We start from the raw sequence: 14,727 nt of genomic DNA on the forward strand, positions 1-14,727 counted from the left end.
CCGCCCATGGACATCGCCAGCAGCCTCGCCAACGCCGCCAACGGCCAGCACGACCGCAGCGTCAGTTGCCATTCCTCCGAGGCCACGGCGCGCGTCGCGGCCGTGATCCTGTACCCCAGCCTCGGCTGCCCGCTGGTGCTGGCACCGGGCCAGACCCGCGCGCGCCTCGTGATCGGCGTGAACGCCGGCGACAGCCGCCGCTTCGCCGTCGACGCCACGACCGGACTCGCGCAGGCCGCGCATCCCTACATCGACCGCCACCTGCGCCTGTGCTCCATCGAGCGCAAGCCGGCCGACACCGATACGACGCAGGGCACGCTGTTCGGCGATGGCCGCACCTACGCAAAGGCGCGCGCCGCGCTCAAGACGCGCGCCCTCGGCCCCTTCCGCGCGCAGACGATCGCGCATTGCGGCGACGGCACGGCCTTCAGCATCTCGCCCGCGGGCATGCGGCTCTACCGCGAGTTCGAGGGCGGCACGCTCTACGAGATCGAGTTCGACCCGCGCACCGCGCCCTTCACGCGCATCGATGCCTCGGGCTTCCTGAGCTTCGCCTGGATGGTGGCGCTGACGCCGGCCGAGCAGAAGGCCTGGCCCGGCGGCGATGCGCCCTGCGCGGCGCACTATCAGGACCTGCTGGTCCAGCGCTTCCTGCAGACGCAGCGCGGCACGCGCGGCGGAGCGATCGGCGACCTGCGCGAGTACGACGTCGAAGCCATCGGCGCCACGCGCATCGGCGCGCCCGGTGCCGACCGGCTGCGGTTGCAGGCCTGGCACCCCGTGATCCGCGCGCGCACGCCGACGCTGCGGATCGCGCACTTGAGCGACGTGCACGTCAACCTGCGCCAGCAGGCGCTGGCTCGTTCGCGCGCGATCCTGCTCGAGGGCGCGGCCGATGCCGGCGCGCTCGCCGAGCCCTTCGCCGCGCGCACCCTGTGCAATGCCTTCCTGCACCTGCGTGCCCTGTTCGAGGCCGTCACCCCAAATCGCGAGCCCGACACGGCCCTGCTGCTGACCGGCGACCTGATCGACTTCAACCGCAACATCGATCCCGCGCGCGCCGGCGCCACGCTGGGCGAGCAATGGCGCGCGTTCAACATCCTCGGCAACGCGCACGACGCCGAGCTCTACGCGCGCTGGCAGGACGACATGCAGGTCTACAGCCTCGTGCGGCATGCCTATGCGCGGCTCAAGCTGCCGGTCTTCATGACCACCGGCAACCACGAGGCCTACGAGATGCCCTACGGCATCAGCCCGCGCGTGGGCGGCTGGGGCATGGCGCTCGGCGCGATGGAGAACGCCGGCCGGCATGCCGGCCCTTCGGTCGCGGAGCGCACCGACCCCGCCCTCGCGCGGCATCGCACGCGGCTCGAGGAGGCCAGCCGCTTCTCGTCGACCCGCGCCAACGAAGGCATCGCGGCCGACCACAACCTCACGATCTACGAAGCCGCGCTCGCCTATGGCCCCACCTACGGCCAGACCTACACCTCGCTCAACTACGACGCCGCCAACTTCGATCTCTTCGGCGCGCTGTTCAATCCGCTCGGCGACTTCGTCGTCGGGTTCGGTGGGCGGCAGGGCGCGCGAACGGCGGGCCAGCTGCTCGTGGGGCTGGCCTGGGGCGAGCACGAGAACTTCCAGAACCTCGCGGGCGGCACCGGCAGCGTGGGCGTGGACCGCCAGGGCGCCATGATCCTGCCGCGCGCCGCGAGCAGCTTCAGCCCCGGGCAGCAGGCGCTGCTGCGGCATGCGCAGCAGCTCAAGGCCGCGAACGGCGCATCGCTGCTCGTGGCGAGCCACTTCACGATCTTCAGCTACGACCAGGACGTGCCCTTCTCGGCCACCGATGCCGGCTTCACGCCGGCCGACGCGCCCGATGGCCAGCTCCACAGCCCGGGCGGCCTCACCGCCTTCAACATGGGCACCTGTGAGCGCCGGCTGCGCTGGTACTTCGACCATCTGGTCCTCGGCGATGGCCCGCGGATCGACTGGCACTTCAGCGGCCACAGCCACCGCGCCGGCGTCTACCAGGCCGCGCGCAGCGCGCGGTCCAGGGGACGCGTCGAGGTCACGAGCGCCAGGGATCCGGGGCTGGAGGGACCGCAGGCGGGCGATGGCCGCGCCACGCGCTTCGTCGTGTCGAGCTGCGGCGGACCCATCGGCTACCAGAACCTCGACGGCGAACTCGCGGGCTGGACCTTGCGCCCGCCCGCGGGCAGCGTGCTCGACCCGGTGCGCCATCGGCTCTCGCAAGTGCGAAGCGCGACGGGGACGGGGCGGCCTCGGCTGGCGGTGGCGCTGGACTACCTGCACCTGATGCATCCGAAGGATCCGCCGCTGCGGTTCGTCTGGGCGCAGCGCGTGGGGCTGCTGACATCGCGGCGGTCGCCGGAGGTCGAGGTGGTGTTGAGCGAGCGGATGGCGGTGCTGGATTGCATCGTGGGGGTCGGGATTTGGGTGTGCGAGATGGTCGAGAGCCAAGGAAACGCACTCAAGAAGACGCGGCCACGATGGCATCGCCTCGAACCCGCGCTCATCCATCGTCGGCAAAGAACGCTCGTCTTCAACCCACACGACCTCGATGCATTGGCCAGAGGAATGGTTTCACTCCACAGCGCCAACAAGATTGCGGAAGAACGCGAGATGCCGCGTCCCGGCGATCGCCACCAGGTGATCGAACGGGCCCCGCAGGCCTTTTGCGAAGTCATCCTGAGATCACCGGCGATCGCCAAGGGCACGCCCGACTGGAGCACGGACATGAATGTCGACGACCCCTGGCTTTTTCCTCTCGATATCGGTACCGCCCGCCTGGGCACCACCTTCATCGACTTCATGCGCCGCCGCGCGGGAGAGCAAGGCGAAGTGCCCGACTGGGATTGGCTCCATCGCACCTGGGGCAAATATCCGACGCCGGCCGGCAACCTCTATCCGGACCCCAAGAAAGTCATCCGGCTGGATTGACGAGGATCCCATGCAACGCCGCCACCTGTTCACCTCGCTCGCGAGCCTGTCGATCGCACCCTCCATCCCCCTGCTTACCAGCTGCCGCCTCATGAAGAAAGACATCAAGGAATTCGGCAAGACCTTCGAGTACCTGAAGGACGATGCCGCGCGTGCCAAGGAGACAGGCAATGCACCGTTAGTCATCGAGGGGGCATCGTTCGACGGCACGCAGTTTCACGGACAGGTGTGGCGCCATCTGAAGTTCGTCGATTGCGATTTCACGGGCGGCTACCAGATCCGCCTCGAAGCGATGGCCGACGTCGAATTTCGCAACTGCCACTTCGCCGGTGTCATCGAATTCGGCGTCATGACCGACGTGCGCTTCCACGGTTGTTATTCCCAGGGCAATTCGAACTGGGGCGGCCAGCGAGGCAGCAGGAACGTGGTGTTCGAAAAATGCCGCTTCATCGGCTCGAGCAGCGACAGGAACCGCCAGGGCGCGATCGGCACCTACGGCGACGCGACCTTTCTGGGCTGTGCGATCAAGTGGTTCGACATCAGTGCCGATACGGGACTGGTCGCCAAGGACTGCGACTTCGACGGCGTGTCCTATCACCCTGAGAACGCCACCGTCCTGATCGAAAACTGCAGGCTTCGGGGGCTCTTCAACATGGTGCCCGCGGGCCTCGCCTCACTGACGGTACGCGACACGGTCGTCGATCACCTGGACTTCAATCGCGCGGAGGTGAAGGGCGACATCCTGATCGAGCGCGTGCGCGGTGGATCGCTGCTGGCACGCATCGCTGGCGGGCTTCGCATCACCGTCCGCGACAGCCAGTTCAAGTCCAGCCCGCAAGGGCCTTCTCCGTTCAAGCTGGTGTCGGCCGATACGCTGCACGCAACGATCGACAACGTCCAGTTCCTTGGCGGCAGCAAGCCCGTCGAACTCAGCTTCGGCCTCGTCGGTTCCGCGACCGAAGGCGTCGCCCCTCAAGTCAACCAGACCTTCACCCTCCGCCACAGCCACATCGACCACCTCGACGCCACCTACCTGCGCAGCGCCCACGTGCGTTTCGAAGGCAACGAGTTCGGCCGCCTCGAGCTGCAGCACAGCCGCATCGGCACGCTGGAGCTGCTCGGCAACACCATCGTGCGCACGGTCGACTTCACGAACGTGGAAGCCGACGACGCCAAGGTGCAACCGCTGGGCGCCGGCCAGGCCCGGCTCGAGGGCTCGAACATCCGGCTCGACTGACGCGCGGGCGCCCCTCAGGACGCCGGGCAGTTCAGCGCCGCCTCGGCGCCCTGCGCCTGTTCCTCGCCGCGCAGGAACGCGAACACCACCACCGCGGTCAGCACCGTCACGGCGGCAAGCCCCAGCAGCAGCGTGGCGAAGGCGTCGCCATACACCTGCAGCACGGCGGCGCGGTCCAGGCCCGGCAGCAGCGCGAGCGCCTGCTGCAGGCCGCCGGTCGTGACCTGCTGCGCGGCCTGCGAGGCGGCCGACGATCCCGAGGCCATGGCGCCGACGCCCGGCAGGTGCGCCAGCCGCGCCCCCACCAGCGCCGTCAGCGCCGCGCCGACCAGCGCCAGCGCGATGCCCTCGCCCGCCACGCGCACGGTGTTGAAGATGCCCGAGGCCATGCCCGCGCGCTCGCGCGGCACCACGCCGACCGCGAGCCCGTCCATCAGGCCCCAGGGCAGGCCGATGCCGCCGCCGATCAGCAGCAGGGGCAGCAGCAGTTCGCGCGGTGCCGCGCCCGGCGCGCAGCGGCCCAGCGCGTACAGGCCGACGGCGCAGACCAGCAGCCCCACGGCCGAGATGGCGCCGGCCGGGAAGCGGTGCGCGAGCCACGCGGCCAGCGTCGGCACGACCAGGATCGGCCCCGACAGCGCGAGCATCAGCCGGCCGGTCTCGGCCACGTCGCGCCCCTCGAGGCCGACGAAGCGGATCGGCAGCAGCACCAGCAGCACGACGAAGGCATAGGCCGGCGCGCTCGCGAGCAGCTGCACGCCGACGAAGCGCGGATAGCGGAACAGCGTCAGGTCGAGCATCGGATGCGCGACGCGGCGCTCGATCGCGACGAAGACGACGCCCAGCAGCACGGCGCCGGCCAGCGCGCCGATCACCCAGGGGCTGCCCCAGCCGCTGTCGGGCGCCTGCAGCACGCCCAGGGTCAGCAGGCTCAGCGCGCCCGTGAAGCTCAGCGTGCCGGGCACGTCGAGGCCCATGGCCTGCGGGTTGCGCGACTCGCGCATGCACGCCGCGCCGATCGCCAGCGCCGCCAGGCTCACGAGCGCGGGGCTCCACATCACGGCCTGCCAGCCGAAGCGTTCGCCGAGCCAGCCCGCGAGCAGCGCGCCCGAGGCGAGGCCGGCGCCGAACGAGGTGCCGATCAGGCTGAAGGCGCGCGTGCGCGCCGCCCCATCGAAGACCTGCGCCAGCGCGGCGGTGCCGGCGGCGAAGGCCGCGGCCGCACCGAGCCCCTGCGCGGCGCGCGCGAGGTCGAACCACACGATGCCCGGCGCGCACACCGCGAACAGGCTGCCGAGCAGGATCAGCAGCAGCCCGAGCACGAACACGCGCTTGCGCCCGCAGGCATCGGCCAGCGCGCCGGCCGCCATCAGCGTGCCGCCGAAGCTCAGCATGAAGGCGTTGGTGACCCAGTTGAGCTGCACCGGGCTGCCGCCCAGCGCGGCATGGATGGCGGGCAGCGCCACGGCCGGGCCGGTGAAGCTCAGCGGCATGCCGATCCCGGCCAGGCAGACGGCGGCGAGCAGCCAGTACGGGCGTGGCGCCGGAGAAGACGAAACAAGAGAAGAAGACATGGACACCCTTCACGCAGGACCGAAGACAGGGCCGGGCGGCGCCGGTCCGGAGGCCCGGCCGACGCCCTCATCGGCGTGATGAGAAGATAAAAATGATTGAATGCAAAGAGAATGGGCATACCGATCCACTCACTCCCAACCTGAGGTTGCCAATCGATGGACAGTTTCAGCGGCCTCGAATCCTTCGTGCGGGCGGCCGACCTGCTGAGCTTCGCCAAGGCGGGGCGCCTGCTCGGCATCTCCGCCTCGGCGGTCGGCAAGAACGTGGCGCGGCTCGAGCAGCAGTTGGGCCTGCGGCTGTTCAACCGCACCACGCGCCAGGTGCGGCTCACGCAGGAAGGCGCGATGTTCCACGAGCGCTGCCGCCGCATCCTCGACGAGCTCGACGATGCGCGCGCGATGATGCAGGACGCCGTCGCCCAGCCGCGCGGCCGGCTGCGCGTGAGCCTGCCGACCATCGGCTACCGCTTCCTGCTGCCGATGCTGCCGGACTTCCAGGCCCGCTATCCGCAGATCGAGCTCGACCTCGACTTCAACGACCGGCTGGTCGACGTGATCGCCGAGGGCGTGGACGTGGCGATCCGCAGCGGCGAGCTGGTAGATTCGGGGCTGGTGGCGCGCGGGCTCGGGCCGTTCCGCTTCCTGCTGGTGGCCGCGCCGGCCTACCTCGCGCGCCACGGCGTGCCGCAGCAGCCGGCCGAGCTCGCCGGCCATGCCTGCCTGCGCTACAAGTTCGTGACCGGCACGCGCATCGAGGACTGGACCCTGCCGGGCCTGCCCGAGCGGCTGCCCTGCACGATGCTGTGCAACAACATGGAGGCCATGCTCGGCGCCGCCATCGCCGGGCTCGGCATCGGCTTCATGCCCGACTTCCTCGCGCGCGATGCGCTGGCGCGCGGCGAGCTGCAGCGCGTGCTCGCGCCCCACGTGACGCACCGCGGCCAGTTCTCGGCGCTGTGGCCGTCGAGCCGGCAGCTGTCGCCGAAGGTGCGGGCCTTCGTGGACTTCGCGGTCGAGCGGATGTTTCCGCCGCCGACCGACGAAGGCGACGGGCGCGACTGACTCAGGCGGCCGCGGCGGCCACCGCCGGCTCGGCTGGCACGGTCGCTGCGGCCGACTCGGACACCGCGGCCGGCGGCTCCTGCGCCAGATCGAACAGCGCACCGATCCGCGCATTGCCGCCGATCGCCGCCAGCTCGCGGCTGCTCAGCGTGGTGCCCGCGCTGCCCTCGAGCTGCGCGATCCGCACCGAGGCCTTCTCGCCGGCCGGCACCATGAAGGGCGAGTGCGTGGTGTAGACGATCTGCTGCGCGAAGTCCTGCTCGAAGTGCGCGAGCAGGTCGGCCTGCGAGCGCGGATGCAGGTGCAGGCCGGGCTCGTCGAGCAGCAGCACGATGGCGCCATCACCTTGCTCGCCGGCCTCGCCGCGCAGGCCCGCGAAGAAGGCCACGTGGAACGCGAAGAACCACTGGAAGCCGCGGCTGCGCTCGTCGAGCCCGACCTCGACCTCGTAGGCGCCGCCCGGGTCGGACACCAGCGTGTCGAACTCGTCGCCGTCGAGGTTGAAGCGCACCTTGAGCGGCCGGTCCTTCCACAGCCGGCGGATCTCGGCCGTCATCGCCGCACCCGCGCGGTTCACGAGCTGGTTGCGCGTGGCCTGGTCGCCGCGCTCGTGCAGCGCGTGCAGCTCGCGCGGATCGAGGCCGGCGGCGCGGCACAGGGTGCCGAAGCTGCGCTGCGCGCTCGAGAGATGGTCGCGCGCCTCGCTCGAGAGGTAGTCGGCGATGTTCTGGCGGCCCTGCAGCGCGGGGTATTCGTCGACGAACACGAAGCGCGGCAGCCGCTCGAGGATCCAGTCCTTGGCGCGCGCGAGCGCGGGCCCGTCGCTGACGATCGACAGCGACAGCTCCTCGAGCTCGGTCACCATCTGCGCGGGCTTGTCGGCCAGCTCGGCACCGGCCGCGGCCAATGCCTGGCGCAGTGCTGCCAGCGCCAGCTGCGCACCCTCGGACCACTTGAGCAGGTCGGGGTTGAGGATCATCGCGCCGTCGAAGGCATCGGCCGCCTGCTCGAGCGGCGCGCGCAGTTCGTCGGCCAGCTTCTCGGCCGCGGCCTTCACGGCCGGCACGATCTTGCGGATCTTGCCCTTGGCGTCGCCGACGTCGATCGACAGGTCGCCCAGGCCCTCGAGGCCGGCCCAGCGCGCGGGGCCATAGCCACGGCCCGCGGTCACATGGCTCACGCCCGAGGCGCGCGGCAGCATGCGCACCAGCTCGGCCTGCTCCTGCGGCTCGAGGCGCCAGCGCGTGTGGACCACGGGCGTGTCGGCCGTGCATTCGCTCAGGCGGCGATGGCGCGGAAAGTTCTTGATCGGGCTCAGCGCGCTCACCGGCCCCTCGGCCGGGTTCAGGCTGTGCAGCGCGCGCAGCAGGTTGGATTTGCCGGTGTCGTTGCGGCCGAGGATCGTGGTGATCCGGGAGAGTTCGATGGGACCGCTGTCGTTGATCGAGCGAAAGTGGGTGATCTGGAAGGACGCCAGGCGCATGCGGGAAAGTCGATTCACAAAAAAGCAGGGCCGGGGAATGTAGTGCACTCCCGGCCCCTTTCCGATCGGCGCGCGAAAAAAATCGGCGCGCGATGCATGGCTGGCGACTCAGCTCATTCGGCGGCGCGCCGCAGCGTCTCGACCACCGGCCGGCGCAGCACCTCGCGCAGCCCCCACCAGCCCGCGCCGAGCGCAAGCACCGCACCGGCCAGCGCACCGGCCACGGGCACGAGCGGCGAGGCGGTCCAGGTGAACTCGAACACGAAGCGCGCCAGGCCCCAGCCGATCACCGAGGCCACGATGCTCGCGAGGAAGCCCGCGAGCAAGCCCACGCCCGCGAGTTCGGCGCGCTGCACCTCGCGCAGCAGGCTGGCGCGCGCGCCGACCGCACGCATCACGGCGAACTCGCGCGCGCGCTCCTCGCGCGTGGCGGTGACGGCCGCGAACAGCACCACCAGCCCGGCCGCGAGCGTGAAGCCGAACAGGAACTCGACCGCGCGGATCACCTGGTCGAGCACCGTCTGCACCTGGTTGATGGTGGCGCTCATGTCGACGTTGGTCACGTTCGGGAAGGCGCGCACCAGCGCGTTGTCGAAGCCCTTGGTCTCGGGCGCGCGGAAGGCGCCCATGAAGGTGGTGGGCACGTCGGCCAGCGTGGGCACGGTGTACATCACGAAGAAGTTGGCGTGCAGCGAGCCCCAGTCGACCTTGCGCAGCGAGGTGATGCGCGCGTCGTTCTGCATGCCGCCGATGTCGAAGCGCAGGCTGTCGCCGAGCTTCAGGCCCAGGGTCTCGGCCAGGCCTTCCTCCACGCTCACCTCGCCCTGCGCGCCGGGCGTCCAGCGGCCGGCCACGATGCTGTTGTGCGCGGGCGCCTCGGCGCTGTTGCTGAGGTTGAACTCGCGGTCCACCAGTCGCTTGGCGCGGTCCTCGGTGTAGTCGTCGGGCGTCACGGGCTTGTCGTTGATCGCGATCAGGCGGCCGCGGATCATCGGGTACCAGTCGAACTTGTCGACGCCGCCGCTGCGCAACGCCTTCTGGAAGGCCTCGCTCTGGTCGGGCATCACGTTGATGACGAAGCGGTTGGGCGCATCGGGCGGCGTGGCCTTGCGCCAGCTCGCCACCAGGTCGGTGCGCAGCAGCACCAGCAGCACCAGCGCCAGCAGGCCGACCGCGAGCGCGCTGACCTGCACCACCGCATAGGCCGGCCGCGCCGAGATCTGCCGCGTGGCCAGCACCAGCCAGCGCGGCGCGGTGGTCTCGTTGACGCTGCGCCGCAGCAGCTTGACCGCGAGCCAGCTCAGCAGCGCGAACACCGCCACCGCGCCCGCGAAGCCGCCGACCGCGATCAGGCCCAGCTTGATGTCGCTGCTGGCCGCCATCAGCAGCGCCGCGAAGCCCGCCACGCCGATGCCCAGCACCGCGAGCGAGGCCGGCTTGAGCCCGCCCACGTCGCGCCGGATCACGCGCAGCGGCGGCACGCGCGCGAGCTGCAGCACCGGCGGCAGCCCGAAGGCGAACAGCAGCGTGAGGCCCATGCCCAGGCCGAAGGCCGCGGGCCACAGCGTGGCCGAGGGCAGCGCGGTCTCGACCAGGCCCGCCAGCAGCAGCACGAACACGTAGTGCACGCCGAAGCCGATCGCCACGCCCAGCGCGCTGGCCACCAGCCCGACCACCGCGAACTCGAAGGCATAGGCCCAGGCGATGGTGCGCTGGCTCTGGCCCAGCACGCGCAGCATCGCGCAGTCGTCGAGGTGGTTGGCCGCGAAGCCGCGCGCGGCCAGCGCCACCGCCACGGCCGACAGCAGTGCCGCCAGCAGCGCCACCAGGCTCAGGAATTTCTCGGCGCGGTCCAGCGTCTGGCGCATCTCGGGCCGGCCGCTCTCGAAGGAGTCGAGCCGCACGCCGCGCAGCTCGCCCTTCTTGATCTGCGCCTCGGACCAGTCGACGAAGCGCTTCACCGCCGCATCGGGCCCCGCGACCGCGAGCCGGTAGCCCACGCGGCTGGCCGGCTGCACGAGGCCGGTGCGCGGCACGTCGGCCTGGTTGAGCATCACGCGCGGCGAGAAGCTCATGAAGCCCGCGCCGCGATCGGGCTCGAGCGTGATGACGCGACCGACGCGCAGGCCGGTGTCGCCCAAGAGCAGCGTGTCGCCGACCTTGAGCGCCAGCGAGTCGAGCAGCGAGGCATCGACCCAGACCTCGCCCGGTGCCGGCACGTCGCGCGTGACCGCGCCCGGCGCGCCGAGGGCCGTGGCCGTCTGCACGTTGCCGCGCAGCGGATAGCCCTCGGCCACCGCCTTCAGCGCCACCAGCTTGCTCGCGCCGCCCTGCGCATCGTCGGCCCGCGCCATGGTCGGAAAGCCGTAGGTGCCCGCGGACTGCAGCCCCAGCGAGCGCGCCTGCGCCACGAAGGCCTCGGGCGTCGGGTTGTCGCTGACGATGACCGCGTCGCCGCCCAGCAGCTGGCGCGCATCGCGCTTCAGGCCGCCCTGCAACCGGTCGGCGAAGAAGCCGACGGCCGTGAGCGCGGCCACGGCCAGCAGCACGGCGACGATCAACAGGCGCAGCTCGCCGGCGCGCAGGTCGCGCCAGAGCGTGCGCCAACCCAGGCGGAGGGAAGCGTTCATGGGCGCGACGATAGCCCAGCGGGCGCCTGGGCGGCGGGTTCGAGGGTTATTGCCCCGTCACCACCCGCAGCGACGGCGGACCCGCCTCCATGCCGCCGATCACCGCCGCCTGCGCGAAACCCTCGCGCCTGAAGATCTCGAGCACCGCGTCGACCGCCTCGGGCGCGCAGCTCACCAGCAGGCCGCCCGAGGTCTGGGGATCGCTGAGCAGCGCCTGCGCGCTGGGCGGCAGGCCGGCGGCGAGTTCGACCTCGGCGCCGTAGCCGGCCCAGTTGCGGCCCGAGGCGCCCGTGACGAAGCCCTCGGCGACCATCGCCGTGACCTGGTCGAGCAACGGCACCTTCGACCATTCGACGACGGCCGAGAGCTTCGCGCCGCGCGCGAGCTCGAGCGCATGCCCCGCGAGGCCGAAGCCCGTGACGTCGGTCAGCGCATGCACGCCCTCGAGCGCCGAGAGCGCGATGCCGGGGGTGTTGAGCTTCGTCGTGTTCTCGATCAGCCGGCGGTAGCCGGTCTCGGACAGCTGCTCCTTCTTGAGCGCGGCCGACAGCACGCCGACGCCCAGCGGCTTGCCGAGCACCAGCACGTCGCCCGCCTTCGCGTCGGCATTGCGCCGCACGCGGTCGGGATGCACCAGGCCCATGGCGACCAGCCCGTAGATCGGCTCGACCGAATCGATGGTATGGCCGCCCGCGATCGGAATGCCGGCGGCGCGGCAGACGTCCTGGCCGCCACGCACGATCTCGGCGATCACTTCCACCGGCAACTGGTTGATCGGCATCGCGAGGATGGCCAGCGCCATGATCGGCCGTCCGCCCATGGCGTAGACGTCGCTGATGGCATTGGTGGCCGCGATGCGCCCGAATTCGTAGGGATCGTCCACGATCGGCATGAAGAAATCGGTGGTGGCGATCAGTGCCTGCTCGTCGCTGAGCCTGTAGACTGCCGCGTCGTCGGCGGTCTCGATGCCCACCATGAGCTCGGGCGGAATCAGTCCCCCCGCATGGTTCTTGAGGATTTGCGACAGCACCCCGGGTGCGATCTTGCAACCGCAGCCGCCACCATGCGAGAAGCTGGTGAGCCGCAGCGGCGCCAGCGGATTCAGGGGCCTGGAAGATGCAGCATCGGTCATGGCAGCGCGTCAATCGATGAATGAGACAAGGCGAGATTATCGAAGCCTCGACCGCAAGCCGCCCGCGTCCCCGCTGACGACCCATTTCGATTCACCAAAGGCCACGCCCATGAAAACTCCCGCTCGCATCGCCCTCGCGCTCACGCTCTCCCTCGCCGCCGTCGGCGCCTTCGCGCAAGGCGTGCTGCGCGTCTCGGCCATTCCCGACGAGGCGCCGACCGAACTGCAGCGCAAGTTCACGCCGCTGGGCGACTACCTCAAGAAGGAAACCGGCATGGACGTGCAGTTCACGCCCGTGACCGACTATGCCGCCGTGGTCGAGGGCCTGGCCACCCACAAGATCGACCTCGCCTGGCTCGGCGGCTTCACCTTCGTGCAGGCGCGCATCCGCACCAACGGCGGCGCCGTGCCGATCGTGCAGCGCGCCGAGGACGAGGTCTTCACCAGCAAGTTCATCGTGCCGGCGGACAGCAGCGCGAAGACGCTCGCCGACCTCAAGGGCAAGACCTTCGCGTTCGGCGCGCCCTCCTCCACCTCGGGCAGCCTGATGCCGCGCTACTTCCTGCTGCAGGCCGGCATCAACCCCGAGAAGGACTTCAAGACGGTCGCGTTCTCGGGCGCGCACGATGCCACCGTGGCCTTCGTGGCCGCCTCGCGCGCCGAGGCCGGCGTGCTCAACGCCTCGGTGTGGGACAAGCTGGTGGAGGCCAAGAACCCCAATGCGCTCAAGGTGCGCGTGCTCGCGACCACGCCGACCTACTACGACTACAACTGGACCGTGCGCCCGGGCCTCGACGCGGCACTCACGAAGAAGCTCACCGACGCCTTCCTCAAGCTCGATCCGGCCAACCCGGCGCACAAGGAGATCATGGCGCTGCAGCGCGCGAGCAAGTTCATCCCGACCAAGTCGTCGAACTACGACGGCATCGAGACGGCGGGCAAGTCGGCCGGCCTGATCAAGTAAGCAAAAGGCGGAGAAAGCGCGCATGGGTTTCTCGCTCGACGGCGTGGGCGTGGTGCACCCCAACGGCCAGCGCGCGCTGGCCGGCGTGAAGCTCGCGGCGCGCGATGGCGAGCGCCTCGCGGTCATCGGGCCCTCGGGCGCGGGCAAGACCACGCTGCTGCGCGTGCTCGGGGCCGCGCTGCGACCCGGCGAAGGCGAGGTGCGAACGCTCGACGCGCAGCCCTGGCAACTGCCGGCCGCTGCGCTCAGGAAATTGCGCGCGCGCATCGCCACCGTGCACCAGGCACCGCCGATCGCGCCGCGGCTGCGCGTGGTCACGGCCGTGCTCGCGGGCCGGCTGGGCCAGTGGTCGAGCTGGCGCGCGCTGGCCTCGCTGTTCCATCCTTCCGACATGGCCGGCGCGCACGAGGTGCTGGCGCGCCTGTCGCTCGAGGACCGCCTGTTCGAGCGCTGCGACCGGCTCTCGGGCGGGCAGCTGCAGCGCGTGGGCATCGCACGCGCGCTCTACCAGCGGCCGGCGCTGCTGCTGGCCGACGAGCCCGTCTCCGCGCTCGACCCCACGCTGGCCGATGCCGCCGTGGGCCAGTTGGTCGCGCAAAGCGAAAGCACCGGCGCCACGCTGGTCGCCTCGCTGCATGCGGTGGACCTGGCGCTGCGCTGGTTTCCGCGCGTTGTCGGCATGCGCAACGGGCAGCTGATGTTCGACCTGCCGACCGCCGAGCTCACGCCTGCGCTGCTCGACGCGCTCTATGCCAGCGAGGGCGGCGTGGCCTTGCAGCGCACGCCGCAACCCGTGGCGGCCGAGGCGGCCTTCCAGCGGCCGGGCTGCGCTTGAGCGCGAACGCCGTCCACCGCGATCCGCAGGCGCGGCGCCGGCTCGGCTTCGGGCTCGCCGCGCTGGTCGTCGCCTGGCCGATGCTGACGCTGGCCGAGTTCAAGCCCTGGGCGCTGTTCGACGGCGGCAACCTCGCGGTCATCGGCGGCTTTCTCGCGGGCTTCCTTCCGCCCGATGGCTCGCCCGCCTTTCTCGCGCTGCTCGCCAAGGCCACGCTCGAGACGCTGGCCATGGCCACGGCCGGCACCGCGCTCGCGCTGCTGATCGGCGCGCCGCTGGCCTTCGTGACGACGCGCGCGCTGTCGATCTCGCGCATCGGCCCCGGGCCGGGCCGCGTGCGCGCCGGCATCGTGCGGCAGGCGGCGCGCTGGCTGCTGATGGTGCTGCGCGCGATCCCCGAGATCGTCTGGGCGCTGCTGTTCGTGCGCGCGCTGGGCCTGGGCCCCGCGGCCGGCGTGCTGGCGCTGGCCATCACCTACGGCGGCATGCTCGGCAAGGTGTACGCCGAAATCCTCGAATCGACCGACACCCGCCCCGCGCGCGCGCTGCTCGAGGCCGGCAGCGGCCGGCTCGCGGCGCTGTGCTATGGCCTCTTGCCGCACACGGCGCAGGAGCTGGCCTCGTACACCGTGTACCGCTGGGAGTGCGCGGTGCGCGCCTCGGTGGTGATGGGCTTCGTCGGCGCGGGTGGCCTGGGCCAGCTGATGGACCAGTCGATGAAGATGCTCAACGGCGGCGAGGCCAGCAGCATCCTGCTGGTGTTCCTGCTGCTGGTGCTGCTGGCGGACGTGCTGAGCAACGCGCTGCGCAGGCTGCTCGCATGAACCTGCCGCCACGCCCACCGCCCTG

10 protein-coding genes are annotated in these 14,727 nt (G+C 71.0%); 6 read left to right on the forward strand and 4 right to left on the reverse strand.

The annotated features are described in order from the left end of the window. Positions 1-6: 6 nt before the first annotated feature. Entirely contained in the window at positions 7-2,961 is a 2,955-nt protein-coding gene (locus INQ48_25380; protein QRF56635.1) for a metallophosphoesterase, read from the forward strand. A 10-nt stretch (positions 2,962-2,971) separates the two neighbouring features. Then, positions 2,972-4,198, forward strand: coding sequence for a right-handed parallel beta-helix repeat-containing protein (locus INQ48_25385; protein ID QRF56636.1), 1,227 nt, complete (start codon positions 2,972-2,974; stop codon positions 4,196-4,198). 14 nt (positions 4,199-4,212) lie between these two features. On the opposite strand, the gene INQ48_25390 is transcribed toward INQ48_25385, so the two are convergent. Continuing rightward, a complete protein-coding gene (locus INQ48_25390) occupies positions 4,213-5,772 on the reverse strand; it encodes an MFS transporter (GenBank protein QRF56637.1) in 1,560 nt (519 codons plus the stop codon). A gap of 156 nt (positions 5,773-5,928) precedes the next feature. Here INQ48_25390 and INQ48_25395 point away from each other — a divergent pair, with 156 nt between their 5' ends. Then, entirely contained in the window at positions 5,929-6,834 is a 906-nt protein-coding gene (locus tag INQ48_25395; protein ID QRF56638.1) for a LysR family transcriptional regulator, read from the forward strand. Between the two features lies 1 nt (position 6,835). Here the strand turns inward: INQ48_25395 and INQ48_25400 are convergent, their stop codons facing one another. The 3 genes from INQ48_25400 to selD form a co-directional block, all read right to left on the reverse strand. Next, positions 6,836-8,317: an AAA family ATPase gene (locus tag INQ48_25400; protein QRF56639.1), complete on the reverse strand. Its 1,482-nt coding sequence runs from the start codon at positions 8,315-8,317 to the stop codon at positions 6,836-6,838. A gap of 113 nt (positions 8,318-8,430) precedes the next feature. Next, positions 8,431-10,947: an ABC transporter permease gene (locus INQ48_25405; GenBank protein QRF56640.1), complete on the reverse strand. Its 2,517-nt coding sequence runs from the start codon at positions 10,945-10,947 to the stop codon at positions 8,431-8,433. Between the two features lie 46 nt (positions 10,948-10,993). Beyond that, positions 10,994-12,079, reverse strand: coding sequence for a selenide, water dikinase SelD (gene selD / locus INQ48_25410; GenBank protein QRF56641.1), 1,086 nt, complete (start codon positions 12,077-12,079; stop codon positions 10,994-10,996). Between the two features lie 109 nt (positions 12,080-12,188). Here selD and INQ48_25415 point away from each other — a divergent pair, with 109 nt between their 5' ends. Genes INQ48_25415 through INQ48_25425 form a run of 3 tightly spaced genes read left to right on the forward strand, consistent with a single transcriptional unit; the run spans position 12,189 to position 14,702 of the window. Then, on the forward strand, positions 12,189-13,043 hold the full coding sequence (locus INQ48_25415) for a putative selenate ABC transporter substrate-binding protein (GenBank protein ID QRF56642.1): 855 nt from the start codon (positions 12,189-12,191) through the stop codon (positions 13,041-13,043). A gap of 22 nt (positions 13,044-13,065) precedes the next feature. After that, positions 13,066-13,878 (forward strand): ATP-binding cassette domain-containing protein, encoded by an 813-nt coding sequence (locus INQ48_25420; protein ID QRF56643.1) that lies wholly within the window; start codon positions 13,066-13,068, stop codon positions 13,876-13,878. Beyond that, positions 13,869-14,702: an ABC transporter permease gene (locus INQ48_25425; GenBank protein QRF60894.1), complete on the forward strand. Its 834-nt coding sequence runs from the start codon at positions 13,869-13,871 to the stop codon at positions 14,700-14,702. Before INQ48_25420 ends, INQ48_25425 begins: the two co-directional genes overlap by 10 nt. Positions 14,703-14,727 lie beyond the last annotated feature (25 nt).

The organism is Variovorax paradoxus, assembly GCA_016806145.1.
GTDB lineage: Bacteria > Pseudomonadota > Gammaproteobacteria > Burkholderiales > Burkholderiaceae_C > Variovorax.